The following is a 25,224-nucleotide window of genomic DNA, read 5'->3' as shown; positions in this document are numbered from 1 at the left end:
TGCTGATTTACGGTTTGTTTGCTATTTACTATGTAATGACGGTAAATACGATTTATTTTACGATTATGGCTTTTTCATTCCGGAACATCATGACGATTTTCCGCAGGTCGGCTTATTCGAAATACAACACGCTCTCGGGCTCGGAGCTGGTGCCGTCCGTTTCTTTGCTTGTACCGGCCTTTAACGAGGAGCTCACGGTCATCGAGAATGTGAAATGCTTGCTGACCTTGAATTATCCGACCTATGAGGTAATCGTCATCAACGACGGCTCCAGCGATAACACGCTGGGAGTATTACGGGAGGAATTTGGCCTCGAGCCGCTGCCAAATCCGGAAATGCGGAACTCGATCGATTGCCAGCCGATTACAGCTGTCTATTACAATCCTCAGTATCCGCATCTCTATGTAATAGATAAGCCGAACGGCGGGAAGGCGGATTCTCTGAATGCGGGCATCAATCTGTCCCACTATCCGCTTATTTCCTCCATCGATGCCGACTCTCTGCTGGAGAAGGACGCCTTGATCCGCATGGCCCGGATGTACATGGAGAATCCGGAAGAGACCGTAGCGATTGGCGGGGACGTCCGGATCGCCAACGGCTGTGTGATCGAGAACGGGGCGGTCAAGCATGTATCGCTGCCGCGCAAAATGTGGCCGATGTTCCAGGCTGTCGAATATTTGAAGGCGTTCCTCGGCGGACGCATCGGCTGGAGCTCCATTAACGGGCTGATTATCGTGTCCGGGGCGTTCGGGATGTTCCGCAAGGACTATGTCATCGCCGTAGGGGGATACCGTGGAGGATATCCCGGCGAGGACATGAACATCATTATCAAGCTGCATCGCTATATGCTGGAGAACAAGCTGAAATACCGCGTCGCCTTTTGTCCGGAAGCGGTATGCTGGACGCAGGCGCCGGATACTTACCGCATTTTGTCCAATCAGCGGAAGCGTTGGGGACGCGGTAATCTGAAGAACATGATCGAGAATTACGATATGGCCTTTAACCCGAAATATAAGGTCATGGGGCTGCTGACAATGCCCTACAATATTATTTTCGAAGCACTTAATCCATATTTCAAAATTACAGGGCTGCTTGCGCTGGTCGGTTATACGATCATGGATATGACGAATTGGAAAATTCTCGTCGTGTTCGGGCTCATCAATATTTTGAGCGGTTATTTGCTTAGCATCGGCGCCTTGTTCCTGGAGGAGCTTGCTTTCAAGCGATTTACGAAGCTGTCCGACCTGGCCCGCCTGCTGCTGTTCTCTGCTTTGAAGTTCTTCGGTTATGCCCAGCTTGGCGGACTTTGGCGGATTCAAGGCCATATTCAATTTATGCGCAATAACAATTCCTGGGGAACGATGACCCGGACAAGCTGGAAAGAAGAAAGCAAAGCGGCCAAGACCGCTTAAGGCTTAAGGGCTTGTTTGGACGAGGAGTCCGGGAAGGGAGTTGATAGCCAAGGCAGTAACAGCCCGCAAAGGGCTAAACCATCCTAATTCAAAGAAAGGCGGGAATTCAGATGCCGAATACGGCAGCATTGCAAACCGAAATCAAGCAATCCAGTTTATATTCAACGATCGAGCGGCATGTGAGGGAATCTGTCCAGGAGGCCAATGGGGTTCTGTTCATCTATTCCGCAAGTGCTCCATCCTATTTGGAGACGCAAATTCGCGGAATTTTAGAATCTCAGCCCGGCGTAACCTTTGAGCTCTGGAGCGGTAACGAACCTGGCAGCTATGCCGTTCTGCTGCCCGGGCAGCCGCTTGATTCCGTTCATTTTCAGGGCTTGCTGTTGAAGCAGCGGATTCAGGAAATCGTCGGAGACTTGGATCTGCACATGACCTTGTCGAGCTTTCCCGAGCAAGGCGAGCTGAGCGAGCAGGTTTTGAAGCAAATGGAGGAGTCCGCGAAGCTGAGCCCTTCCGGGGATATCCATATTTTTACGAGACAAGAGTTTCACTCATCGCAAAGCCGTATCCTGATCGTCGAAGGCGATCCTGCGGTTCGCGAGTTTCTGCAAATCAGGCTGCAGATGCAGGGCTATGACACAACCGTAACGGATAATGGAATTTCCGCGCTGGAGCTTATCGAGAGCTGGAATCCGGATCTGGTGCTGACGGAGTTGAATCTGTATGGCATCGACGGCCTGCCTTATATTCACCATATCCAGCAGCTCAACGTTAAAAACACGCCGAAAATTGTTGTTCTGACCGAGCAGCGCGTAGAGCAAACGATCAGTCTATGCTTCCAAAGCGGTGTAGATGATTACATCACCAAGCCCTTCTCGCCAGTTGAACTGGATGCGCGGATTCGGCGCTGCATTCACTAAATATTAAATATAGAAAAAAACAACTACTAGACAATATGGAGGTTGAAACCTGTGAATAAACAATACCGTGATTTATTGGAAGCTATTGAGTCAAAAGATGCCGTGCTGTGCGTCGTGGGCCTCGGATATGTCGGCCTTCCGCTGGCCGTAGAAATGGTCAAGCAAGGATTCAAGGTCGTAGGTATTGATCTGGATTCCAGAAAGATCGACCAGATTTACCGCGGGGAATCTTATATTCACGATATCTCCTCCACGACACTCAGCGAAGTCGTGCAAACGGGACGGTTCCAGCCAACTTCCGATTATGCAGCCCTGCGGGACGTCGATGCGATCAGCATTTGCGTGCCGACTCCGCTTAGCGAAAATCAAGATCCAGACACATCCTACATCGTGACCGTAGTGGAGAACATTAAACGTTATATGAAAAAAGGCGTCCTGATTACGCTGGAAAGCACGACGTACCCGGGTACGACGGAGGAGCTGATCCAGCGCGAGCTGGAAAGCCTCGGGTATGTAGTCGGAGAGGATTTCTTCCTCTGCTTCTCACCGGAGCGGGTAGACCCGTCCAATACGAAATTCAATACATTCAATACGCCGAAAGTCATTGGCGGAACGACGGAGGCATGCCTGGCGCTTGGCGTAGCCGTATACAGCCGGTATGTCGAGACGGTCGTTCCCGTATCGTCGCCAAAGGTGGCAGAAATGTCTAAGCTCCTTGAAAATACATTCCGCAGTGTGAACATTGCCTTCGTTAACGAAATGGCAATGATGTGCGACCGGATGGGCATCGATGTCTGGGAGGTCATCGATGCTGCGAAGACGAAGCCATTCGGCTTCATGCCATTCTACCCGGGGCCGGGAATCGGCGGACATTGCATTCCGCTTGATCCGATGTACCTGTCGTGGAAGGCAAAAGGATTCCGTTTCTACAGTCAGTTCATTGAGCTTGCTCAATCGACAAATGACAATATGCCTTATTACGTAGTAAACAAAACCTCGAAAATTTTGAATGAGTATGCGAAATCTATTAAAAAGTCGAACATCCTTATTCTCGGCATGGCTTATAAACCGGATATCAGCGATCTCCGGGAGTCGCCGGGTCTTGAAGTATATGAGTTGTATAAAGACAGCGGTGCAGCCGTGGAGTATTATGATCCGTTTGCTACAAGCTTCAAGGACAAAGCCGGTGTCACCGTTCATAGCGTGAAGTATGACCTTGAAAAGTTCAAATCCTATGATTGCATGGTCCTGGTGACAAATCACTCGGATCTCGACTACAGCGCCATCGCCTCGCTAGGCGTTCCGATTCTGGATACGCGCAATGCATTCAAGGAGTTCAAGCTGCCTCACGTGTACAAGCTCGGCCATTCCGTTCAGCATGTGGACGAGCAGGCCGAAGCGCTGATCGTAGGTTAAGAGAAGAGATTGGCTTAAACAGAACAGAAAAACGGGCTTGGCCCGGATAAAACAGGAGTGGAGGCGGAGATGAATATCAAATCGTTATTTAAACGGTATAGAGGGCTCATCATGGTATTGGCATCAGGATCAATCGTCCTACTTGCTGGATTGTTTGTTGTTCTACTCCGTCCTTCCGTCCCGGAAGCGAAGGCGACCTGGCTTTGGGACGCCCGGCTTGTGGAGAGCCATACGCAGGATATTATTGAATTCGCTAAAGAGAACGGCGTAACGACCGTGTTTTTGCAAATCGGAAATGAGGTAAGCGATGCCTCGTACCGGCGGTTTGTGGCTGCTGCAACCAAAGCCGAGCTGGAGGTTCATGCCCTGAACGGGCATCCGGAATGGGCTTTGCGGGAGCAGCGCAAGGAAGCGGTCCGCTTTCTCGATTGGGTCAAGCAATACAATGACCAATCCAGGCCTGAAGAGCGCTTTGCAGGCGTGCAATTCGACGTAGAGCCTTACCTGCTGAAGAGTTGGGGAACGAAGCAGGATGCCATGGTCGAGCAATGGATGGAGAGCGCCCGAATATGGGTGGAGCGTGCACAGCGCGATCAGCTCAAAATTGGAGCAGCGGTTCCCTTCTGGCTCAATGGCATCGAGCATGAGGAGCTCGGAAAAGGCCGCGATCTGCGGCAGTGGATGGTCGATAAGTTCGATTATGTGGCAATTATGGCCTACCGGGATGCAGCGGAAGCCATCTATGAGGTGTCGCGGGCGACGCTGGAGGAAGCCGACGAGCGGAATAAGCAGGTCTGGGTAGGCGTCGAGCTTACCAAAAGCCAGGAGGGACCAGGCGTGTCATTCTACGAACAGCCATTGGAATCCGTGACGCAGGAGCTGGACAAATTGGTGTCCCTGGTCGGCAAGCATTCCTCGTTTAAAGGCGTTGCCGTGCATAGCTATGAATCCTGGCGGGACAAGCAGGAGACAAAGGTGGCGCAAAAAACGGACGGTACGTCCGCAGACGATGCCTCCCCATAATCATCAAGGAAGTACAACAAGCCCAGCGCCTGTATAGGCGCTGGGCTTGCTGCATGGATCAGGAATAAACGCTTGGATGTGTTTTTTTGCTATAATAATTGCTACGAGAGTTTAAACCAACGAATGGAGCGATATCGATGATTCTGCATAAAGGAGAGATTTTATTTCGCCAGGGCGATGAAGGAAAATATCTCTACCATATTAAAAGCGGCCTGTTCAAGGTAACGCGGCTGCATGAGAACGGCAATATGGTCCTGTTCAACATCTTGTATCCCGGCGAGACGGTGCCGCACCACTCCCTAATCTCCCCGAAGGAGACGCATGGCACGGCAATAGCTCTCATTCGCAGCGAAGTAGAGGTCATTTCGGCCCAGGAATGGTACCGTGAGCTCGAAGAGAACCCGCAGAAGCCGCTGGAAGTCGCCCGACTGCTTCAGGAGAAGGTCCGCTTTATGCAGGAGCGCCTCGATCATCTTACGGTAGGCACCCCCGGCGAACGGTTGGAGTTGCTGCAAAAGTGGCTCAGCCACCACGCCAACGGCGTTCCTCTTACGGACTATTTGACTCAGGAAGAGATCGGCCAATTGATCGGGATCCGGAGGGAAACGGTCAACCGTCTGCTGCGCGGGCAGCACGCATAGGCGGCCGGACGGCTGCAGCCTATTCCTCAGAATTAGAGCTTGGGCTGGAGCCGCTTGGGCTGCCCAGGCTGCCGGCCGGTCCGAAAAATTCGTAATGGATATTCGCTTCAGGCACGTTCAGGCTGTGCAGGGCTTGATTGATCGCCCGCATGAACGGCACCGGTCCGCAGAAATAGAAGTCGGATTCCAGGGGCGCAACCTGCGAGAGCCACGAAGCGTCGATATAGCCGCTTTTGTCGCATCTTTCACTGTCCGCAGCCGATTCATAGACCGTGTAGCATTTCAAGCGGGTAGAATTATTGGCGGCCAGCTTGGCCACATGTTCCTTTAGGATATGGTGCCCCTTGCTCCGGGCGGCGTGAATATAGACGATATCGCGATCGGAATGCTGCAGCAGCGTCTCCAGCATACTGACCAGTGGCGTCAGACCTACGCCCCCGCCGATTAGTGTGACGGGCGTACCTAGGTTCTGATTCAGCGTGAAATCGCCCGCAGGCGCGCTAAGCTCGAGAATGCCGCCCTCCTGAATTTGCTCATGAAGATAGGTAGACACGATGCCAGCCGGCCGATCGTCGCCAGCGTCCTCCCGCTTGACGGTAATCCGGTAGTAGCCGGCTCCTGGGGCAGTGGACAAGCTGTAATGGCGAAGGTGCGTGAACTCCTGGCCTTCCGGCTTAACTCTTACCGTAATGTACTGTCCCGGCTCGTATGAAGCAGTTGCGTTGCCATCCTCTGGCAAGAGATAGAAAGAGGTTACCTCCGCCGTTTCCTGTACCTTGCGGTCGACGATAAAGCGGCGGAAGCCTCTCCATCCTCCGGGCTGCTGCTCGGTTTGCTCGTACATGCCCGCCTCCACGCTGATAAAGACATCCGCAATGACCCCGTAAGCTTTGCTCCATGCCTCGATAATTTCATCGGTAGCCGCTTCGCCCAGCACGGTTTTGATCGCAGCTAGCAGGTTCTCACCTACGATCGGATAATGCTCGGGAAGAATTCCCAGCGCACGATGCTTCTGGGCGATGCCGTGGACGACAGGAAGGATACGCTCCAGGGCGTCAATGTTCGCGGCGGCGGCGTAGACCGCATTGGCCAGCGCTGTCGGCTGCTTGCCCTGGCGCTGGTTGGCGTGGTTGAATACATTCAGCAGCTCGGGGTGGTTTCTGAACATCGTTTCATAAAATGTGCGGGTTATTGTTTCTCCGTGCACTTCCAGCACAGGAACTGTGGATTTAATGATTTCGATTGTTCGTGAATCAAGCATAACAGTACCCTCTTTCTAATTTAAATTGTGGTTTCGCATTTCTTCACCAGTATAGAACCGCCTTCAGGCCGAAAAGGTGATTTTCGTCACAGGAAAAATTCCTAAAATGTGAACAACTCAGAGATTGCAATGAATTTAATCACATCAAGGAGGAACGAAATAATTATTTCTGAGGCAAGCTGTTTAGTCATCATTGCCGCTGTGTTATAATAAAGATAGATACAAACCAAAAAAGAAAGGATCAGGATACCATGGGTTCCCGAAGGACGAAATCCCTAAGGACGATTTGGAAACGTTGTGATCTCTCTTACACTTAGCTTCTTTTCGTAGTGTCGTCGGTAATTTAGACTAACCACCCTACGAAGGAAGCGTGGAATGATGCGAAGGATGAACTCCTCACCAACCTTCTTTGTAGGGTGCGGCCGCAAGGTTGACCAAACTACGATAAGAGGGATTGGAAATGGGGAAAAAAGTAGACTGGCAAGCCTTGAGCTTGCAGGTAACAATGCTGTTGCTGGGTACGTTTTTATTGGCTTTCACGTATTATCATATTAATTTTCAGAACGGTTTAGCCGAAGGCGGATTCGTGGGCCTGGCGCTGCTGGGCAAGTATTTGTTCGATTTGCCGCCGGCTCTGAGCATGATCATGCTGGATATTCCGGTACTGATCGCCGCTGTGTTCTTAAAAGGACGCAAGTTTATTGCAAATACGTTATTTGCATCACTGGCATTCTCGGCATTTTATGAGCTATGCGAGCGGTTCTCGCCGTTTATCTTAAATCTGCAGGATAATTTGCCGATTGCTGCGCTGCTGTCGGGTGTGTTCACGGGAATCGGCGCAGGCGTTGTGCTGCGGGTAGGCGGGGCTACAGGCGGGGACGATATGCTGTCCCTCATCATCAGTGAACGATCCGGCCTGAAGATCGGTACGGTTTTCATCCTGATGGATGCCTTGGTTCTAGGCATATCTTTAATATATTTACCATTTACGGAAACGGTATTCACGATCCTGGCCGTGCTGATCGCTGGCAAGACGATCACCTGGACCGTAAACTGCGGGAAGCAAGATACCCCGGTTCTCCGTGTGCCATATGCAATCAAAGAAAAAACAGCCCGGGCCTGATAGCCTGAGCTGTTTTTTTGCCGTTGCGGCGGCATTATTTTTTGTCGTCATGATGCTTGGGGTGGTTGTCGTCCCATTCATGTGCCTTTGCCGTGCCGATCGCGATGGCTCTGCCTTCCTCATAGCCTTCCTCAAGCAGGGCATTCGCGATTTCGATCGCTTTGTTGCGGACGCGCGCATCCAGGTTTTTCATGGATACCGGGTAATCCTGTTGGTTCCAGGGCATGGATTATCTCCTCCTTGTGAGGGTAGTATTCCTATACTCATTACCCTGATTCAGAAACGCGCTAACACGGTTTATTATTCATCGCTGCCGGACTGCCCGGACTCTTCGAACAGGTAGAGATACTCCCCGTATCCCTCTTGTACAAGCTCCTCCTTAGGGATGAAACGGAGTGCCGCCGAATTGATGCAGTAGCGCAGACCGGTTGGTTCCGGGCCGTCATCGAATACATGACCCAAATGGGAATCGCCCTCACGGCTGCGGACTTCGGTACGGATCATGAAGTGGCTTGTATCCAGTTTTTCCTTGATACTGTATGATCGCAAAGGTCGCGTGAAGCTCGGCCAGCCGCAGCCGGCGTCATATTTATCCCTGGAGCTGAACAGCGGCTCGCCGGACACGATGTCGACATAGATGCCATCAGCCTCGTTATCCCAATATTCGCCGGTGAACGGTCTTTCCGTTCCGTTGTTCTGGGTCACTTCATATTGAATCGGGGTCAGGCGCTGCTGCAGCTCCACTTTGTCGGCCGGGCCCGACCAGTGCCGCTCGATAAAATCCTCCCGCCCCGAGCCCTTGCGGTATCTCCGGTAATGGGCAGGATTTTTCTTATGGTATTGCTGATGGTATTCTTCTGCAGGGTAGAATGGCGCAGCCGGGAGAATGGCTGTTACGATCGGTTTTGCAAACCTTCCGCTTTGCTCCAGGGCCAGTTTGGACGCCTCGGCCTCCTGGCGCTGCTCCTCCGTATGATAGAAAATCGCCGTTCGATACGAATCCCCACGGTCATGGAATTGACCGCCCTCATCGGTCGGGTCAATCTGCTGCCAGAACAGCTCCAGCAGCTTCCGGTACGGGAACACAGAGGGGTCAAAAGCAATTTGCACCGCTTCATAATGTCCGGTGCGATTAGAGCAGACCTCTTCATAGGTAGGGTTTGCCGTATGGCCGCCTGTATAGCCGGAGACGATGCCGTAGATGCCAGGCAGCTCCTCAAAGGGCGAAACCATGCACCAGAAGCAGCCGCCGGCAAACGTAGCCAGCTCCCTATTCGACGTTGGCGTTGTACTCATCATGCACTCCTCCGTTTCATTTTAAATTTTATTATATCTTTTTTTGACGAAATCCCCAAACCCACAGCAGAAGCAGCAGGACCACGAAATAGGACACGGCTATAACCCCCGCGGCAAGCGGACGCTCTGTCAGGGTTGAGCCCACGTAAGCATAAACGTAAACGGCAGGCAATTTGCCGACAAGAGAACCAAGGATGAAGTGGAGGAAGGACATCCCTGTGGCGCCTGCATAAATGTTAACTGCCGTCTGGGGCAGGATCGGGATCAAGCGGCAAATCGCGATGGTGCGAAAAGGCCTGCTGGACGAGAACTGCGTCAGCCGCTCCAATTTGTCGTAACGGGCCAGCCAGCTAGCCGCGGACTCCCGGAACAGCGCTGCCGCCCCATATACGATGGCACCGGCCAGCGTAGAGCCGATCAAGATAATGGTTCCGCCGCTCCATGTGCCCATCACATAACCCGCAGCGGCGACCACGACCTTATAAGGCATGACGGGGAACAGAGCCAGCAGAGTGGAGAGCGCCAGCAGCAGCCAGACTGGAGGCGATCCTTGAATCCATCCCGCAAGCTCATGACGATAGATGTAGGTTAGCAGGAATAACGCAGCATACAGTATTGCCACAGACCATTTTTTCATCGGACAAGGCCCTCTCTTTCTTTCTGTATCATACCAAAGAAGCGGGCTTGCTAGAAAGGTTGTGCGAGTTTCATATTTTTTTCAAGATATCTGGCGCTTGGGCTAAGACCGTGTTATAATAATCACATTATATGGATGTATGGTTCCCAAAGGGGAGTAGCTGTAACAGTAAAGTCGTCATTACGGGATGGATTGTCCCCGGCTTTATTGACAACATTGGATGTTGTTGGCGAGACCTTTGCCCGCACGTGTATTGGGTGAAGGTCTCTTTGGATGCTTAAGCGTCGTGCCCAATACCGGCACGGCGTTTTTTGTTGGGACAAGTTCATCGCAGGAATAAAGAAAGGGAGAGAGAAAATGGACTTTACTTCGTTGGACTTTTGGACCGCGCTGATGTCGATCGTGCTGATTGATCTTGTTCTTGCAGGCGACAACGCCATTGTGATCGGGCTTGCGGCACGCAACGTACAGAAAGAGGACCAGAAGAAAGTAATCCTCTGGGGAACGGTCGGAGCGATTCTCGTTCGCGTCATCATGACCCTGCTTGTGCTGCAGCTGTTGACTATTCCAGGGCTTCGGCTCGCCGGCGGCCTGATGCTGCTGTATATTGCATACAAATTGCTGGTGGATGAGAAGGATCATGAAATCGATGCAGGCAGCCAAATGTGGGCAGCGATCCGGACGATCATCATCGCCGATACGATGATGGGTCTGGACAATGTGTTGGCCGTGGCAGGTGCAGCTCATGGGGATTTCGTCCTGGTTGTTATCGGGCTGGCGATTTCCATTCCAATTATGGTCTGGGGAAGTACGCTGATACTGAAGCTTACGGATCGCTTCCCGTTCGTGATTACGATCGGCGCGGCCGTGCTGGCATGGACCGCAGCCAAAATGCTTGTCCAAGAGCCGCTCATTGAAGGCTGGTTCGCAGCAGGCTGGGTCAAATACGGATTTGAAATCATTTGTATCATCATTATCGTAGCGCTTGGATCTTATGTGAAGAAAAACCAGGAGAAGAAGCGCCAAATCGAACAAGCCTTGAATCAAGGAAATTCTCCGATATAAAAAACATGGAAACGCCGCTTTGTCATAGGACAGGGCGGCGTTTCGCTATAATGATTTCGTTCAGCCGCTGCTGCGGGCGCGTTGGCGAAACTCCTTGGGCGACATGCCGTACCGCTTGCGAAAGAGGCGGTGAAAATAGTTGTAGTTGGGAAAACCTGAGCTTTCCGCGACATGCTCCAGGGATAAAGGGCTGTAGATGATGCGCTCGCGCGCCATGTTAATCCGGACTTCCAGCGTGTACTGAATGATGCTCGTGCCGAATGCCTGTTTAAACAGGAATACCGCCCGGGAGACGCTGATGCCGACATGGGAAGCAACATCCTCCAGCTTAAACGGGGAGGAAGCGTTCTCCTCGATATAGTTCTTGATGCGGTGGGCAAGATATGACTGGGGCGACAGAACCTGATGCTCTTGCAGGTTGCGGTCGATATCCAGGCATAAAATTTTCAGGTAATATCCGGCGATCTCCGGTGATGGATTGGAAATTCTGCGCTGCTCCATCATAATCTGCCGGAAGGCGCCGACGAGGCCCTCGGACAAGGTAACCTTAAACTTTTGCGGCCGCTTGGTCTCCTGCCACCATCGCTCGACCCAGGCGCCGGACAGGAAGATATGATAATCCGCACTGTCCACCGTAAATTCGCCGGATTGATTTTGCTCGGCTTCGATTTTCAGCTCGTAAGGCTCCTCGGGGGCAAACAGCAGAAGATCGCCCGGCTCCAGCAGCTCAAGCTGGCCGTTGATGCGGCTTCGGCACCGGCCTGCCGTCTGGAGACGAATCAGAAAGTGGCCCAATCCGTCATCATTGGACATATGGAACGGCTTGCGGTGAACGGAGTAGCCTGCTGTCAGTATTTGCAAGTCATCATGAAGTCGCATACGTTGTCCTCCATTGCTTCGTAAAAAATAATAAGCAGATTGTTCATGTCTCAATCATATTATTCATTTTAAATTGCAACCGATTTAATTACTATGTTAATAGAGTGACGGCAAAACAACAATAACGCTTCTGGGGGTAACTCTAATGACAGCCATGAGAATTGGAATCATCGGATGTGGAAACATCAGCCCAGCCTATTTGAATTATTTGAAGGACAGCACCGTTGCCAAAGTAACGGCATTGGCCGATCTGCTGCCGGAGAAGGCGGCGGAACGGGCCAAGGAATACGGTATTGAGCAAGTATACTCCGTGGAAGAGATGCTGCAGTCCCCGGACATCGACATCATTCTCAACCTCACGATTCCGGCTTCTCATGCGGCGATCAACATTGCGGCTCTGGAGCATGGCAAGCACGTGTACGCGGAGAAGCCGTTGTCGATATCGCTTGAAGACGCTAAACGGACGCTAGAGCTCGCAGAGGCAAGGCAGCTGCGCGTGGGCTGTGCGCCTGACACGTTCCTCGGAGCGGGGCTGGAGACTAGCCGCATGGCGATTCAGGAAGGACGGATCGGTCGGCCGGTTGCGGCTTCGGCGTTTATGATGGGAGCAGGGCCGGAAGGATGGCACCCGAACCCGGATTTCTTCTACCAGGAGGGCGGCGGACCGATGTTCGACATGGGGCCGTACTATTTGACGGCACTGGTCAATTTGCTCGGGCCGATCACTCGCATTAGCAGTTCAGCGCAAAGCTTGCTCCCAGAGCGTATCGTGAAGTCCGGTCCGCGGGCAGGCACGCGCATTCCCGTGCATACGCCGACGCATTACAGCGGAACGCTTGATTTTGCAGGCGGAGCGATCGGTACCCTGATTACGAGCTTCGACATTCCTGGTGGCAGCACGCTTCCCCGCATTGAAATATATGGAACGGAAGGCTCGCTGCTTGTTCCCGACCCGAACTGCTTTGACGGTGAAGTGAAGATTCGCAAATACGGCTCCGAAGAATGGAGCGTCGTTGAGCCTGCTTTCACCGGAGGCGCCAACGAGAGAGGCAAGGGGATCGAAGACATGGCTAGAGCGATTCTCGAGAACCGGGAGCACCGGGCCAGCGGCAAGCTCGCCTACCATGTGCTCGAAGCGATGCATGCTTTCCTGTCTTCATCTAAGGAAGAAAGACATATTCATCTGGAAAGCGCCTCATCATTGCCGTCGATCGGGGGTTATCGTCCAGCTGACAAGGCAGTGCTTGTATAGGCCTGGCTAGTTTGAAGCTTCTTAGACAATGGTTATTCCATCCAATTAATTATATGAGGTGAGAACATGGCGAATTTAGGATTGCAGCTGTATACGGTTAGAGATCATTTGGAGAAGGACTTTGAAGGCACGCTGCGCAAAGTAGCCGAACTTGGCTATAAGGGTGTTGAATTTGCCGGTTATTACGGGCGTACCCCTGGACAGGTATCCGAAATCTTGAAGGAGACGGGATTATCCGTCATCGGGGCTCATACTTCGTACGACCGCCTGCGCAATGCGCTGGAAGAAGAGATTGCGTTCAACAAAGCGATCGGCAACCAATATCTTATTTTCCCTTTCTTGGCGGAGGACGAACGCGACCGCTGGCCTGAAGTCATTGAGGATTTGAAGGCGATTGGCAAACGCTGCGCTGCTGCCGGTCTGGGGCTTCTATATCACAATCATGAGTTCGAGCTGACCGAGACGCTGGACGGCCAGCCAGTGCTTGACGCAATCTATGAGCGCGTCGCTCCGGAATTGCTTCAGGTTGAACTGGACTCCTGCTGGGTAACCTATGCAGGCTTCGATCCGCTGGCGTACATAGCGAAATACAGCGGAAGAATTCCATTATTGCACTTGAAGGATATTGTCAAGAAAGAGGACGGATCTGCTGAAACGGTTGAGCTAGGCCGGGGAATCGTCGACATCAAGGCAATTGCGGATGCCGCTGTTGCAGACGGAGTGAAGTGGATCATCGTAGAGCAGGATTACTGCGCTGGAGATTCGCTGGATAGCATTGCAGTAAGCATGGAATGGATTAAAGGTTATGTTCAAGAGGGAGGAAAAATCAATGTCTAAAACGTTAAAAGTAGCCATCGTTGGGTGCGGTGGAATCGCGAACGGCAAACATCTGCCGAGCTTGGCTAAGCTGTCTGAGGTTCAAATGGTCGCATTTTGCGATATTATAGAAGAGCGGGCTCAAAAGGCCGCTGCGGAATATGGTGTGGAAGGCGCTAAAGTGTTCACGGACTACCGCGAGCTGTTGAAGGAAGATGTGGATGTCGTTCACGTCTGCACGCCGAACGATTCGCATGCCGAGATCACGATTTCATCTCTGGAATCCGGCAAGCATGTGATGTGCGAGAAGCCGATGGCCAAAACCGCAGAGCAGGCGCGTCAAATGCTCGATGCAGCCAAGCGCACCGGGAAGAAGCTCAGCATTGCTTACCAGAACCGCTTCCGCAGCGACAGCTTGTATTTGAAGCAGCTATGTGAGGATGGGGAGCTGGGCGACATCTATTTTGGGAAAGCGCTTGCTATTCGCCGTCGTGCCGTACCGACATGGGGCGTGTTCCTGGACGAGGAGAAGCAGGGCGGAGGACCATTGATCGACATCGGCACGCATGCGCTTGACCTGACATTGTGGCTGATGGACAACTATGAGCCGAAAAGCGTTACGGGCTCGGTATTCCATAAGCTCGGCAGCCGCGAAAATGCCGCCAACGCGTTCGGTCCTTGGAATCCGGAGGAGTTCAAGGTCGAAGATTCAGCGTTTGGCTTCATTACGATGAAGAACGGCGCCACCATTATGCTGGAATCCAGCTGGGCCTTGAACGTGGTGGAGACGGGCGAAGCGAAGACGCTGCTCTGCGGTACGGAAGGCGGAGCGGACATGAAGGACGGCCTGCGGATCAACGGCGAGAAGCTGAGCCGGCTGTACGAGACGAAGGTCGACTTTGGCGCCGGTGGCGTAGCTTTCTTTGACGGCGAGCAGGAGACCGATGCCGTTCGCGAGGCGAGAGCTTGGGTTGAGGCGATTCTGGAGGATAAAGAGCCGCTCGTTAAACCGGAGCAAGCGCTTGTAGTCACCGAAATTCTGGAGGCGATCTATACTTCCGCGAGAACTGGCAAGACCGTATATTTTGACTAATCCATAGATCTAAGGAGGTTCAACCATGAAACTAGGGGTATTTCTCGTTTTGTTTGGCGGACGTTCATTGGAAAAGGCGCTGGATATGGCGGCAGGGCAGGGCCTAAAGGCCGTGGAAATCGGCACCGGGGGTTATCCCGGCAATGCTCACTGCAACCCGGACGTGCTGCTTGAGGACAAGGCGGCGCTGGAACGCTTCAAGAAAGCGGTGGAATCACGGGGCATGATCATCAGCGCACTAAGCTGCCACGGCAATCCGCTGCATCCACAGAAGGCGATTGCCAAGGAATTCCACGATGCGTTCGTCAAGACGGTACAGCTAGCGGAGCGGCTGGAGGTTCCGGTCGTTAATACGTTCTCGGGCTGTCCGGGCGATCATGAGGATGCCAAGTATCCGAACTGGCCGGTAGCTCCTTGGCCGAACGACTATCAGGAAATACTGGCCTGGCAGTGGGAGAACAAGGTGATCCCTTATTGGACGGAATGGGGAAAATATGCCGCTGACCGGAATGTGAAAATCGGTTTGGAGCTTCATGGCGGATTTTCCGTTCATACGCCGGGCACGTTGCTGCGGCTGCGCGAGGCTGCGGGCGAAGTCATCGGAGCTAACCTGGACCCAAGCCATATGTGGTGGCAGGGCATCGATCCGGTACAGGCGATTTCCATTCTGGGCCGTGCCGGAGCAATTCACCATTTCCATGCAAAGGATACTTCCGTAGATCCTGTTAACGTCAATATGCACGGCATCACGGACATGCAGCCGTATACAGCGATGATGGACCGGGCTTGGCAGTTCCGTACGGTCGGCTACGGCCATGATCTTAAGACTTGGAGCGATATCATCAGCGCTCTCCGCCTGGTCGGCTACGACTATGTGATCAGCATCGAGCATGAAGACGGATTGATGTCGATTGAGGAAGGCTTCACGAAGGCGGTACGCAATTTACAGGGAATCATGATCGAGGATTCCGCCGCTGATATGTGGTGGGTATAATTGGTTAAGGAAGCAGTATACTAGAAATAGCGGCTACCGCCTTGGTAGCCGTTTTTTGTTAGATGGTATCTAACAAGACGAAAGGCAAGGAAGAAATGGAACTTAAAGCGGATTCACTCTGCGCTCTTTTTGCGGTATAATCAAATATTATCCCAGTGTTCACGGTGTAAAAAATATGTTAAGGTTGATATATACTAACTAAACGTAAGTTTTAGGTTTTCCGAGTTCACTCGGGTAGAGAGGTGAAGAGCAATGGAAGATGCGCATCATACGCTGTGTCCGCGGTTCGAGTCGGCATTCTCGATCTTGGGCAAGCGCTGGAACGGACTGATCATTCATTCGTTGATGACCGGGCCTAAGCGATTTAAGGACATCTCCAACTTGATTCCGTCGATGAGCGATAAAATGCTGTCTGAACGGATGAAGGATCTGGAGAATGAAGGCATTCTCGTCCGTCACGTATATCCAGAGACGCCGGTGAGGATCGAATATGAACTGACGGAAAAAGGGCTGGCATTGGGGCCGGTCATGGGCGAGGTTCAATGCTGGGCCGAGAAATGGATCGACTAAGCTTCGTGCCGTTACCTGAGACGGAGCGGCACGAATAATAACGAAAGTGGGTGTACTTGTGGCTGAGGTCATTGTGATCGGAGCAGGGCCAGCGGGGGCTAGCGCAGCTTTGTTCCTGGCAAAGGCAGGGAAGGAGACCCTTGTGCTTGATAGCAATACGAGCATGACGAAACGGGCATGGATCGAGAACCATTATGGAGCAAAGGGAATATCCGGTCCGGAGTTACTGCAAATTGGACGTGAACAGGCAGAGAAGTTCGGGGCCAAATTCATCGAAGAGAAGGTAACGGCCATTGATACGAATGGCGGTTCGAAAGTGACCGTGAAGACGGATTCAGGCCGCAGCTTTGAAGCATCCCATATTATTCTGGCTACGGGTGTCCTGACCGACTTGGCCAGCTCCATCGGGCTCGAACTGAAGGAAGGCACGGAGCCGCGGATCAAGACGGTGATCCAGACGGACGGAGCCGGAAGAACGAGCAAGCCGCGGATCTGGGCAGCGGGCACGGCTGCCGGCGTCAGCGTCCATACGATCATTACCGCAGGCGATGGAGCAAAGGTAGCCATCGAATTAATCAGCGAGCTTAATGGCGAACGCTACGTTGACCACGATATACTTAAAAGCGAATAACGAAGTTTAAGTTATCATTTTATTGTTCTATGCGGGCTGCCCTGAAGAGGGGGCCTTTTTTTGTTGGCAGAAATGGTCGGTGGTGTACTATAGTATATGCAATTTAAAACACTTTGCTTAGCATCCATGTTTGAGAACTGGATTCGAGTCCGTTATGCTAGAAAGAGAGAACTCGGGTGAGGCCTATATGGAAAGCAGGTGCAGATATGAACTATAAAATGGCTTTTATATCGATGTTGACCGCAATGCTCGCTCTGCTCGGGACAGGCTGTACGTCGCAGACTGTAAAAGAGCCTCCGGCTCCGGTCGAACATAAGCAAGAGGAACATGACATTACTTTGAAAATCGATGGAAGCACCTTGATTCCTGATGTAACCAGCAGTATTCATTTTGATTATATGGAGGGACTTACCGTGCGGCAGGCGCTGGAGAGCCAGCTGATCCAGCTTACGAGTGATGGCAAAGGCATCTTGTCCGTTGGGGATGTATCGCTGGATACGACCCTGGAATGGGGCGTGAAATTAAATAAGCAGGACTTGAAGCCGGAGGACTGGAGCACAAAGCTGAAGAAGGGCGACGTTATCCTCGTCTATGTCAAGACGGTGAACAGCGAAGGGGATTTGACGGGGCAGGAAGCGATCATATTAACCGTAAATCATGGCGTCGCTAGCGGCGGGGAACGGCTGCAGTTTGTGAAGCGGTATGAAGATAACATTACGGTAAGGGATCTGCTGAGAATGAGCGGAATCGTCACATTCAATTTGAACAACAAGCAAATTATTGCTGTTAATGGACAACAGCCAGGCATGCATGAAATGTGGATTTTAAAGGTAAATCATAAAGAGCTTAAGGAGAACGGGCTGGAAATGCGCCTTAAACCACATGATAACGTGCAGCTGGAGCTGATCAGAATGTAATTTGGTGATCCTCTGCTCTAAGGGATTGCATTTCGCGAAGATTGGACTAAAATATTGCGCAAGGCCGAACTTCGCGAAATGCAGGATGCAAGCGGGAAGAAAAGAAAAATGTGACAGTTCTTGTGATAATATTCACAATTAATGTGAATGTAATCACAATCTCATTTAAATTTTAATTATATAATAACACCATGAAATGGAAACAAAGGATCAAAGTTAAGAAGGAGGCATTCCTCGATATGAATACTCATAAGCCTAAACTGGTCGTGATCGGGAACGGAATGGCCGGAATCAGTACAGTCGAACAAATTCTGAAGTTGACAACACAATTTGAAATTACGGTATTCGGCAGCGAGCCGCATCCGAACTATAATCGCATTATGCTCTCCTATGTGCTTGAGGGAAGCAAGACGATCGACGATATCGTTCTTAATGACTGGCAATGGTACGCTGACAACGGTATTACGCTGCACACAGGAACCAAGGTCGTAAAAATTGACGAAACGCATAAAGAAGTAGTGACCGAAGAGGGAATGAGGGTTCCTTACGACAAGGTGATTATCGCCACAGGATCAAACTCATTTATTCTGCCTATTCCGGGCAGCGACAAGCAAGGCGTGATCGGCTTCCGCGATATTGCAGACTGCAATCAGATGCTGGAGGCTGCCAAAACGTATAAGAAAGCGGCTGTCATCGGCGGGGGACTGCTGGGGCTCGAGGCTGCCAAAGGTCTTGTGCAACTGGGCATGGACGTTACGGTTGTCCATTTGATGGAGGATCTAATGGAGCGGCAGCTGGATCATCAGGCCGCGCTTATGCTGCGCGCGGAGCTGGAGCGCCAGGGCATTAAGTTCAAAATGCAGGCACAGACGGTCGAGCTGCTTGGCGGAGAGAGAGTGAGCGGCCTTCGCTTTGCCGACGATACTGTGCTGGACGCGGAGTTCGTCGTAATGGCCGTAGGCATCAAACCAAACGTTGAGGTAGCCAAGAACAGCGGCATCGAAGTAAACCGGGGCATTGTCGTCAACGATTACATGCAGACGTCGATGAAGGACGTATATTCGGTAGGCGAGTGCAATGAACATCGCGGCGTATGCTACGGCCTCGTGGCTCCGCTCTTCGAGCAGGGAATGGTGCTGGCGAAGCATATTTGCGGAGTAGAAACCGCTGCTTATGAGGGATCGGTCGTATCTACGAAATTGAAAATTTCCGGCGTGGACGTATTCTCGACCGGCGAATTTATTGACGGACCCGAGCATACGGTCATCGCGAGCAAGGATGATTGGAAGCGCACGTATAAGAAAATATTGCTTAAGGATGGCATTATGGTTGGCGCCGTCCTGTATGGGGACATCACGGATTCGGCGGAGCTGCAAAAGCTGATCAAACAAAAAACGGCCATGACCGACGAGCTGTACAATACGCTGATGGGCACAGGCTGCTGCGGCAGCGGGGCGAAGAAAACGGCTACGGTCGAGACGATGTCCGACGATGAAATCGTCTGCGGCTGCAACGGGGTGACCAAAGGAAGTATCATCGACGCAGTTACGAACCAGGGCCTGACGACGGTGGACGAAATCAAGGCCTGCACCGGGGCAACCCGTTCGTGCGGAGGCTGCAAGCCGGTCGTTGAGCAAATTCTGCAGTATGTGCTGGGAGACGGGTTCAAAACCGCAGCGAAGCAGGGCATCTGCGGCTGCACCACGCTCAGCCGCGACGAAATCGTCGCCGAGATTAAAGCCAAGGGGCTGCAGACGACCAAAGAGGTCATGCATGTTCTCGGCTGGAATGAGCCGGAAGGATGTTCGAAGTGCCGCCCTGCGCTCAATTATTACCTAGGTATGATTTATCCGGACACCCATGAGGACGAGAAAGAATCGCGCTTCGTCAATGAACGGTTGAACGCCAACATTCAGAAGGATGGAACGTATACGGTCGTTCCGCGGATGTACGGGGGCGTAACGACACCGGAGGATCTGAAGAAGATCGCCGATGTCTCGCTGAAATACGATGTTAAGGTAGTGAAAGTGACCGGCGGCCAGCGCCTCGATTTGATTGGCGTGAAAAAAGAGGACCTGCCGAAGGTATGGGAAGAGCTCGGCATGCCGTCGGGGTATGCTTACGCAAAATCGCTGCGTACCGTCAAGACCTGCGTAGGCTCGCAGTTCTGCCGTTTCGGCACCCAGGATTCGATGAGCATGGGAGCGCTGCTGGAACGCAAGTTTGAGCGGATAGACTATCCGGCCAAATTCAAAATGGCTGTCAACGGCTGCCCGCGGAATTGCGCGGAAGCCTGCACGAAGGACATCGGCATCGTCGGCAACGACGGGGGCTGGGAGATCTTCATCGGCGGCAACGGCGGCATTAAAGCCCGTCTGGCGGATTCGCTTTGCAAGGTGAAGACGGATGAGGAACTCATCGAGGTATGCGGCGCCGTCATCCAATATTACCGGGAGACCGGAAATTATCTGGAACGCACCTCGGAATGGGTTGAGCGCGTTGGCCTGGAGCAAATCAAGGCTGCTGCCGTCGACGATCTGAATCATCGCCGGGAGCTGGTAGAGCGCGTCGAGTTCGCCTTAAAACAGGCGGAAGAGCCTTGGAGAAAAATGCTGAATGACCATGACAGCCGCAGCAAAATGTTCCATAGCGTAGAAATGAAGGGATAACGATCAGAGAGGAGAATGGAGATGGGAGCAACGCAGGAGACCATGCACCATGTAGGCACGCTGGATATGTTTATGAAGCAGATCGGGCGGATCGTGGAATTAAACGGCGAGCAAATTGCCGTATTCCGCGATTCCTCCGACCGGATCTATGCCGTTGAGAACAAGAATCCCCACCCAAAGGGCGGGCCGCTGGCCGAGGGTATCGTGTCGGGCCACTATTTATATGATCCGCTGTACGATTGGAAGATCGATTTAACGACGGGGCTGGTACAAGCTCCGGATACCGGACAGGTGAAGGTATATGAGGTGAAGGTAGAGGACGGCGGCGTCTGGATTGGCGCATAGGAAATTAGCCGGGTTTTCAAGCTTGAATGAATGACGGGAGCAAAGGGAGAGAACTGATATGTATACGCAAAATATTGAGGCCATTATTGAAGCGGCAGTCAAGAAAAGGGACGCGATGCGGGAGAGCCTGCCGCGATACATTGTATCCGCTTTGCTCGCCGGTGCCTATGTGGGGCTCGGGATCATACTTATCTTTAGTCTCGGCGCTCCGCTGGCCAAAGCGGAATCTCCCATTCAATCGCTCGTCATGGGGGCATCCTTCGGGATAGCCCTCACCTTGGTCGTCTTTGCCGGCTCGGAGCTGTTTACGGGAAACAACATGTTTTTTACGATCAGTACGCTTGCTAAGCGGACTTCGCCAGGCGACACGCTGAAGAATTGGGCGATTGTGTTCCTCGGCAACTTGGCGGGCGCAGTGGCGCTATGCCTGCTCATCGTCGGTTCGGGCTTATTCAAGACTGCCGGACCGGAACATTTGATTTTCGCTGCTTCAGCGAAGAAGATGGCTGCCCCGATATCAGAGCTGTTTTTTCGCGGGATATTGTGCAACTGGCTTGTCTGTCTGGCCCTGTGGATGGCGAACCGCGCCAAGGATGACATCTCCAAGCTGGTGCTGATCTGGTGGTGCCTCTTTGCCTTCATTGCCAGCGGCTATGAGCACAGCGTTGCTAATATGACGCTGCTCAGCCTCTCGCTGCTGCTCCCGAACCATCCGGATACGATTTCGCTCGCCGGCTGGCTGCACAATATGATTCCAGTGACGCTAGGGAATATGGTAGGCGGCATTGTATTTGTAGGCATGGCTTATTGGTTTATCTCCCCAGTGCGCAAGAAAAACGATGTTTCGAGATGAGAAAGCAGTTAGCAGAATAAGGCGTCCTGTCAGCCGATACTGGCTGGGAGGGCGTCTTTTTGCTTGCATGAAGACGGACGAAGCCGCTGGTTCATGAAGTCCATAGAAATATCTCCTCTAATAGTGGATTTGTCATCCTTACAGGCCGGAAGCCTTATTTTATAATGAGGGTGCATAGCAATACTACTCAATTATTTAGGGAGGTCAAACAGTGAGAAAAAGTCTGATCATGATGTTAAGTCTGATTTTTGTAGCCGGCGCTCTGGTGGCGGGCTGCGGAAAAAGCAGCAATTCCGTGGAGCCGGTAAATACGGGCGCCAATGGCGGAAATGCGCAGCAAAACAGCAAAGCGGAGCCGTTTGAGCTGAAAATGCGCCATATCGAAATCGGGGAACCGAACAAAAACCGCTTGGCTCGCTTGGAGGCCGTGAAGCAGAGGATCGAAGAGCAGGTTCCTGGTTTGACGATCAAGCTTGACGGTGTGGACAGCGAGGTTAACCGGAAAGACAAGCTGAGAAGCGAAATGGCTGCAGGCAATCCTCCGGATATTTTCGATGCCTTCGGCAGCCCGGATATCGGCGTATACGCGAAAGAAGGCTTAGTCCTTGACATCGGTCCAATTCTGGATGAGTTGAACTTGAGAGAGCGTTTCATCAACTTGGATCCTTGGACATACGATGGCAAAATATACGGCCTGCCAAAAGGCGGATCGATCGAAGGGTATTTCTATAATAAAGAGTACTTTGCTGCAAAAGGGCTGGAAGTCCCGAAAACGCTAGCCGAATTGGAAGCGCTTGCCGAGAAGGTGAAGGCTGACGGCAAGGTTCCTTTCGCCCAAGGCTCCAAGGATGCTTGGGTACCGCTCATGACGACGAATAACCTGTGGGCGTACTATGCCGGAGCAGATTTCACGGCCGGATTCAAGACCGGTGAATCGAAGTGGAATGATCCGAAAATGGTCGAGGCCGTGAGCAAGCATCAGGAATGGGTGAAGAAGGGTTATTTCAAGAAAGGTGAGCTTGGCATCGACTACAATAGCCAGCGCAACCAGCTGCTGACGGATGAAGCCGTAATGATGTACGACGGTTCCTGGGCTTCCTCCGTGTTCAACGATGAGGTGGGCGCTGACGGCAAGAGCAAGTTTGGCTTCTTCGTCATGCCACCGCTGAATGAAGGAGACGGCTTCAGCTCGATGGTTGACTCGAACAACGGCTATGGCTTCTCCGCAAAGGTAGCGGAAGATCCGCAGAAGCTGGAAGCGGTCAAAACATTCATTAAGGTCTTTTACAGTGATGAAGTTCAATTGCAAAGTCTGAAGGAGGACGGCTTGCTTCCTTCCATGATTTTGAATGAGGAAGATCTGGAGGCCAATGCGGCTAATGATCTGGTTAAGGAAATCATTCTGCGCATGAATGAACTAGAGTACAAATGGCCAGCGTTCGATGCCTTGGTGCAGGCTGAGGTCAACACCGAGCTTAGCAGCGGTATCCATCGCGTCATTGAAGGCGTTCAAGATCCACAAGCTATGCTTGACGCCCTGCAAAAAGTACAAGACGAAGCGAATGCAGCCGGACAATAACAGCCTATATTGACATGTGGAGCACCCCAGCTAATCCAGGTGGTGCTCCTTTTCACAGCACAGCCATGTTACAACCAAGTAAGAAGCTGGAGGGTTTTCTATGAATAAGGCGATGAGAAGTCCGCTGATGTATGCGTTGTTCCTGATCCCGACCTTTGTCGGTATCGTATTATTTTTTGTTTATCCCGTAATTAATGCCGCATTTTACAGCTTCACTGATTGGAACGGGATTGCCAAGACGTATAACTTCACCGGGTTAGCAAATTATACGAAGTCCATGAGCCAAAACGCTTTTTGGGTGTCGGTTAGAAATAACGGTTTCTTTATTTTGTTTTCTGTTTTTATTCAAGTTCCGCTGATTATCTTATTCTCGCTTTTGATCGCAAACGTCAAGAAGCTGAAGGGGCTGTATAAAACGGCCGTGTTTATGCCTTCCGTCATGTCGACGGCAGTGATCGGTATTTTGTGGGGATTTATTTATGAACCGGATATCGGGCTGTTCAACAATGTGCTGGGACTATTCGGCATCGACAAAGTTTATTGGCTGTCGGACCGGAACTGGGCCATGATCTCCATTCTGATCACGAACGCCTGGCAGTGGACAGGGTTCTATATCGTCATGGTGCTGGCTGCAATCATATCCATTCCGAAGGAGCTGGACGAAGCGGCGATGATTGACGGAGCGACAGGCTTCCAGCGGGCTATGAGGATCACGATGCCGCTTATCATGCCGATCGTGTCGGTCGTCATCATGCTCTCGATCGCCGGAGCCATGAAAGCGGCGGATATCATTATCGTTATGACCAAGGGCGGACCGGCCGGCTCTACCGAGGTGATGGCCACTTATATGCTGAAGCACTCCATCACCAGCTTTAAATACGGATACGGGAACAGTATCGCGGTTTTGATTTTTATTTTTACGCTTATCATTACTGCGCTTTATCAAGTCCTTGTAGTGAGAAGAACGGAAAGGATCGAATATTGATGACAAAAAAACTCAAGGGCAGCCTGGCTCATATCCTGTTGATGATTTATTTGCTGGTCATATTGTATCCATTCTTGTTTGTGCTGTTCTCATCGGTGAAGACCGACAATCTGGCGATCGCCCAAAATCCGTTCGGCTTTCCGAAAGAGTTCCAGTGGTCGAACTACGTGGAAGCCTGGGTGAATGCGAAAATCAGCACTTATTTTCTGAATAGCTTGTACATTGCTGTCATTGCCGCGGTAGCTACGATCATTATGGCTTCCATGGCCTCCTTCGCGCTTACCCGGATGCGGTTCACGAAGCTTAGCCCGATGCTGTATCAGATCATTATTCTAGGCATACTCATACCGGGCAATGCTTTGCTGCTGCCAATATATAATTTGATGCGCTCGACGAACCTGCTGGATACGCACTGGGCGCTGCTCATCCCCTATGCGGCGAATTCTATCCCGTTTTCGGTCGTCATTTTAACGGCTTTTATGAAATCGCTGCCCAGTGAGATCGAGGAAGCTGCCGTCGTGGACGGGCTTAGATCTCCCGGCATTTTTGCCCGAGTGGTGATGCCGCTAACGGTTCCGGCGCTTGTGACGGTCTTTATCGTTAATTTTCTCGGCAACTGGAATGAATTTTTGCTTGCCAATTACTTTCTTTCCGAGGACTCGCTTAAGACGCTCCCAGTGGGGATGGTAGGCTTCCGTGACGCATTCAGCATTAACTATGCGCAAATGTCGGCCGGAATTGTCTACAGCGTCGTACCCGTCATGGTGATCTATGCCATTCTGCAAGAGAAGATCATTGAAGGTTTGACGGCTGGAGGGGTAAAAGGATAGATTAACAGTAGAACGGT

25 protein-coding genes are annotated in these 25,224 nt (G+C 51.8%); 20 read left to right on the top strand and 5 right to left on the bottom strand.

Annotated features, from left to right (window positions below):
• Positions 1-35 precede the first annotated feature (35 nt).
• From GNP95_RS07585 to GNP95_RS07565, 5 genes are all read left to right on the top strand, one after another.
• Positions 36-1,412 carry a glycosyltransferase family 2 protein gene (locus tag GNP95_RS07585; protein ID WP_155610826.1) on the top strand — a complete coding sequence of 459 codons (1,377 nt, stop codon included), beginning with the start codon at positions 36-38 and terminating at the stop codon, positions 1,410-1,412.
• 110 nt (positions 1,413-1,522) lie between these two features.
• Positions 1,523-2,332: a response regulator transcription factor gene (locus tag GNP95_RS07580; protein ID WP_155610257.1), complete on the top strand. Its 810-nt coding sequence runs from the start codon at positions 1,523-1,525 to the stop codon at positions 2,330-2,332.
• A 51-nt stretch (positions 2,333-2,383) separates the two neighbouring features.
• On the top strand, positions 2,384-3,748 hold the full coding sequence (locus tag GNP95_RS07575) for a nucleotide sugar dehydrogenase (protein ID WP_330163307.1): 1,365 nt from the start codon (positions 2,384-2,386) through the stop codon (positions 3,746-3,748).
• Positions 3,749-3,817: 69 nt separating this feature from the next.
• A complete protein-coding gene (locus tag GNP95_RS07570; RefSeq protein WP_155610255.1) occupies positions 3,818-4,771 on the top strand; it encodes a glycoside hydrolase family 10 protein in 954 nt (317 codons plus the stop codon).
• A 137-nt stretch (positions 4,772-4,908) separates the two neighbouring features.
• A complete protein-coding gene (locus tag GNP95_RS07565) occupies positions 4,909-5,412 on the top strand; it encodes a Crp/Fnr family transcriptional regulator (protein ID WP_155610254.1) in 504 nt (167 codons plus the stop codon).
• Positions 5,413-5,431: 19 nt separating this feature from the next.
• Here the strand turns inward: GNP95_RS07565 and hmpA are convergent, their stop codons facing one another.
• Positions 5,432-6,673 carry an NO-inducible flavohemoprotein gene (hmpA, locus tag GNP95_RS07560; protein WP_155610253.1) on the bottom strand — a complete coding sequence of 414 codons (1,242 nt, stop codon included), beginning with the start codon at positions 6,671-6,673 and terminating at the stop codon, positions 5,432-5,434.
• Positions 6,674-7,133: 460 nt separating this feature from the next.
• On the opposite strand from hmpA, the gene GNP95_RS07555 reads away from it, so the two are divergent.
• Positions 7,134-7,796: a YitT family protein gene (locus GNP95_RS07555; protein ID WP_155610252.1), complete on the top strand. Its 663-nt coding sequence runs from the start codon at positions 7,134-7,136 to the stop codon at positions 7,794-7,796.
• A gap of 34 nt (positions 7,797-7,830) precedes the next feature.
• Here GNP95_RS07555 and GNP95_RS07550 read toward each other — a convergent pair whose 3' ends face one another.
• From GNP95_RS07550 to GNP95_RS07540, 3 genes are all read right to left on the bottom strand, one after another.
• Positions 7,831-8,022: a DUF2188 domain-containing protein gene (locus tag GNP95_RS07550; protein WP_155610251.1), complete on the bottom strand. Its 192-nt coding sequence runs from the start codon at positions 8,020-8,022 to the stop codon at positions 7,831-7,833.
• Positions 8,023-8,096: 74 nt separating this feature from the next.
• Positions 8,097-9,092, bottom strand: coding sequence for a peptide-methionine (S)-S-oxide reductase MsrA (gene msrA / locus GNP95_RS07545; RefSeq protein ID WP_155610250.1), 996 nt, complete (start codon positions 9,090-9,092; stop codon positions 8,097-8,099).
• A 31-nt stretch (positions 9,093-9,123) separates the two neighbouring features.
• Positions 9,124-9,729, bottom strand: coding sequence for a TVP38/TMEM64 family protein (locus GNP95_RS07540; RefSeq protein ID WP_155610249.1), 606 nt, complete (start codon positions 9,727-9,729; stop codon positions 9,124-9,126).
• A 357-nt stretch (positions 9,730-10,086) separates the two neighbouring features.
• On the opposite strand from GNP95_RS07540, the gene GNP95_RS07535 reads away from it, so the two are divergent.
• A complete protein-coding gene (locus GNP95_RS07535; protein WP_155610248.1) occupies positions 10,087-10,794 on the top strand; it encodes a TerC family protein in 708 nt (235 codons plus the stop codon).
• A gap of 60 nt (positions 10,795-10,854) precedes the next feature.
• On the opposite strand, the gene GNP95_RS07530 is transcribed toward GNP95_RS07535, so the two are convergent.
• Positions 10,855-11,673: an AraC family transcriptional regulator gene (locus tag GNP95_RS07530; protein WP_155610247.1), complete on the bottom strand. Its 819-nt coding sequence runs from the start codon at positions 11,671-11,673 to the stop codon at positions 10,855-10,857.
• Positions 11,674-11,818: 145 nt separating this feature from the next.
• Between GNP95_RS07530 and GNP95_RS07525 the strand changes: the two genes are divergently transcribed.
• The 13 genes from GNP95_RS07525 to GNP95_RS07465 all read left to right on the top strand — a co-directional run bounded on the left by GNP95_RS07525 (position 11,819) and on the right by GNP95_RS07465 (position 25,207).
• Positions 11,819-12,925: a Gfo/Idh/MocA family protein gene (locus GNP95_RS07525; protein ID WP_155610246.1), complete on the top strand. Its 1,107-nt coding sequence runs from the start codon at positions 11,819-11,821 to the stop codon at positions 12,923-12,925.
• 66 nt (positions 12,926-12,991) lie between these two features.
• Positions 12,992-13,762, top strand: coding sequence for a sugar phosphate isomerase/epimerase family protein (locus tag GNP95_RS07520; protein ID WP_155610245.1), 771 nt, complete (start codon positions 12,992-12,994; stop codon positions 13,760-13,762).
• Positions 13,755-14,834 carry a Gfo/Idh/MocA family protein gene (locus GNP95_RS07515; protein WP_155610244.1) on the top strand — a complete coding sequence of 360 codons (1,080 nt, stop codon included), beginning with the start codon at positions 13,755-13,757 and terminating at the stop codon, positions 14,832-14,834. The genes GNP95_RS07520 and GNP95_RS07515 overlap by 8 nt, the downstream gene beginning before the upstream one ends.
• Positions 14,835-14,859: 25 nt before the next feature.
• A complete protein-coding gene (locus GNP95_RS07510) occupies positions 14,860-15,828 on the top strand; it encodes a sugar phosphate isomerase/epimerase family protein (protein WP_155610243.1) in 969 nt (322 codons plus the stop codon).
• Between the two features lie 252 nt (positions 15,829-16,080).
• Entirely contained in the window at positions 16,081-16,398 is a 318-nt protein-coding gene (locus GNP95_RS07505; protein WP_155610242.1) for a winged helix-turn-helix transcriptional regulator, read from the top strand.
• Between the two features lie 58 nt (positions 16,399-16,456).
• A complete protein-coding gene (locus tag GNP95_RS07500; protein WP_330163306.1) occupies positions 16,457-17,029 on the top strand; it encodes an FAD-dependent oxidoreductase in 573 nt (190 codons plus the stop codon).
• Between the two features lie 206 nt (positions 17,030-17,235).
• Entirely contained in the window at positions 17,236-17,946 is a 711-nt protein-coding gene (locus GNP95_RS07495) for a hypothetical protein (RefSeq protein ID WP_155610241.1), read from the top strand.
• 239 nt (positions 17,947-18,185) lie between these two features.
• Complete coding sequence (nirB, locus tag GNP95_RS07490; RefSeq protein ID WP_155610240.1) at positions 18,186-20,615, top strand: nitrite reductase large subunit NirB; 2,430 nt, start codon at positions 18,186-18,188, stop codon at positions 20,613-20,615.
• A 21-nt stretch (positions 20,616-20,636) separates the two neighbouring features.
• Positions 20,637-20,960 (top strand): nitrite reductase small subunit NirD, encoded by a 324-nt coding sequence (gene nirD / locus GNP95_RS07485; RefSeq protein ID WP_155610239.1) that lies wholly within the window; start codon positions 20,637-20,639, stop codon positions 20,958-20,960.
• 58 nt (positions 20,961-21,018) lie between these two features.
• The gene (locus tag GNP95_RS07480; RefSeq protein WP_155610238.1) at positions 21,019-21,813 is read left to right on the top strand and encodes a formate/nitrite transporter family protein; all 795 of its coding nucleotides are present in this window, start codon (positions 21,019-21,021) and stop codon (positions 21,811-21,813) included.
• A gap of 211 nt (positions 21,814-22,024) precedes the next feature.
• Complete coding sequence (locus GNP95_RS07475; RefSeq protein ID WP_330163305.1) at positions 22,025-23,392, top strand: ABC transporter substrate-binding protein; 1,368 nt, start codon at positions 22,025-22,027, stop codon at positions 23,390-23,392.
• A gap of 100 nt (positions 23,393-23,492) precedes the next feature.
• Entirely contained in the window at positions 23,493-24,377 is an 885-nt protein-coding gene (locus GNP95_RS07470; RefSeq protein WP_155610237.1) for a carbohydrate ABC transporter permease, read from the top strand.
• Positions 24,377-25,207 (top strand): carbohydrate ABC transporter permease, encoded by an 831-nt coding sequence (locus GNP95_RS07465; RefSeq protein WP_155610236.1) that lies wholly within the window; start codon positions 24,377-24,379, stop codon positions 25,205-25,207. Before GNP95_RS07470 ends, GNP95_RS07465 begins: the two co-directional genes overlap by 1 nt.
• The last annotated feature ends 17 nt before the right edge of the window (positions 25,208-25,224 follow it).

This window comes from Paenibacillus woosongensis, from assembly GCF_009725165.1.
GTDB classification, from domain to species: Bacteria; Bacillota; Bacilli; order Paenibacillales; family Paenibacillaceae; genus Fontibacillus; species Fontibacillus woosongensis.
This window is presented reverse-complemented; position numbering and strand designations above follow the sequence as displayed.

Excerpts from the sequence above, each read along its gene's own strand:
- hmpA (WP_155610253.1), bottom strand. The coding sequence starts at position 6,673 with ATGCTTGATTCACGAACAATCGAAATCATTAAATCCACAGTTCCTGTG.
- GNP95_RS07510 (WP_155610243.1), top strand. The coding sequence starts at position 14,860 with ATGAAACTAGGGGTATTTCTCGTTTTGTTTGGCGGACGTTCATTGGAA.
- nirD (WP_155610239.1), top strand. The coding sequence starts at position 20,637 with ATGGGAGCAACGCAGGAGACCATGCACCATGTAGGCACGCTGGATATG.
- nirB (WP_155610240.1), top strand. The coding sequence starts at position 18,186 with ATGAATACTCATAAGCCTAAACTGGTCGTGATCGGGAACGGAATGGCC.
- GNP95_RS07480 (WP_155610238.1), top strand. The coding sequence starts at position 21,019 with ATGTATACGCAAAATATTGAGGCCATTATTGAAGCGGCAGTCAAGAAA.
- GNP95_RS07520 (WP_155610245.1), top strand. The coding sequence starts at position 12,992 with ATGGCGAATTTAGGATTGCAGCTGTATACGGTTAGAGATCATTTGGAG.
- GNP95_RS07570 (WP_155610255.1), top strand. The coding sequence starts at position 3,818 with ATGAATATCAAATCGTTATTTAAACGGTATAGAGGGCTCATCATGGTA.
- GNP95_RS07470 (WP_155610237.1), top strand. The coding sequence starts at position 23,493 with ATGAATAAGGCGATGAGAAGTCCGCTGATGTATGCGTTGTTCCTGATC.
- GNP95_RS07580 (WP_155610257.1), top strand. The coding sequence starts at position 1,523 with ATGCCGAATACGGCAGCATTGCAAACCGAAATCAAGCAATCCAGTTTA.
- GNP95_RS07530 (WP_155610247.1), bottom strand. The coding sequence starts at position 11,673 with ATGCGACTTCATGATGACTTGCAAATACTGACAGCAGGCTACTCCGTT.
- GNP95_RS07540 (WP_155610249.1), bottom strand. The coding sequence starts at position 9,729 with ATGAAAAAATGGTCTGTGGCAATACTGTATGCTGCGTTATTCCTGCTA.
- GNP95_RS07505 (WP_155610242.1), top strand. The coding sequence starts at position 16,081 with ATGGAAGATGCGCATCATACGCTGTGTCCGCGGTTCGAGTCGGCATTC.
- GNP95_RS07550 (WP_155610251.1), bottom strand. The coding sequence starts at position 8,022 with ATGCCCTGGAACCAACAGGATTACCCGGTATCCATGAAAAACCTGGAT.
- GNP95_RS07465 (WP_155610236.1), top strand. The coding sequence starts at position 24,377 with ATGACAAAAAAACTCAAGGGCAGCCTGGCTCATATCCTGTTGATGATT.
- GNP95_RS07565 (WP_155610254.1), top strand. The coding sequence starts at position 4,909 with ATGATTCTGCATAAAGGAGAGATTTTATTTCGCCAGGGCGATGAAGGA.
- msrA (WP_155610250.1), bottom strand. The coding sequence starts at position 9,092 with ATGAGTACAACGCCAACGTCGAATAGGGAGCTGGCTACGTTTGCCGGC.
- GNP95_RS07515 (WP_155610244.1), top strand. The coding sequence starts at position 13,755 with ATGTCTAAAACGTTAAAAGTAGCCATCGTTGGGTGCGGTGGAATCGCG.
- GNP95_RS07525 (WP_155610246.1), top strand. The coding sequence starts at position 11,819 with ATGACAGCCATGAGAATTGGAATCATCGGATGTGGAAACATCAGCCCA.
- GNP95_RS07555 (WP_155610252.1), top strand. The coding sequence starts at position 7,134 with ATGGGGAAAAAAGTAGACTGGCAAGCCTTGAGCTTGCAGGTAACAATG.
- GNP95_RS07495 (WP_155610241.1), top strand. The coding sequence starts at position 17,236 with ATGAACTATAAAATGGCTTTTATATCGATGTTGACCGCAATGCTCGCT.
- GNP95_RS07535 (WP_155610248.1), top strand. The coding sequence starts at position 10,087 with ATGGACTTTACTTCGTTGGACTTTTGGACCGCGCTGATGTCGATCGTG.
- GNP95_RS07585 (WP_155610826.1), top strand. The coding sequence starts at position 36 with ATGACGGTAAATACGATTTATTTTACGATTATGGCTTTTTCATTCCGG.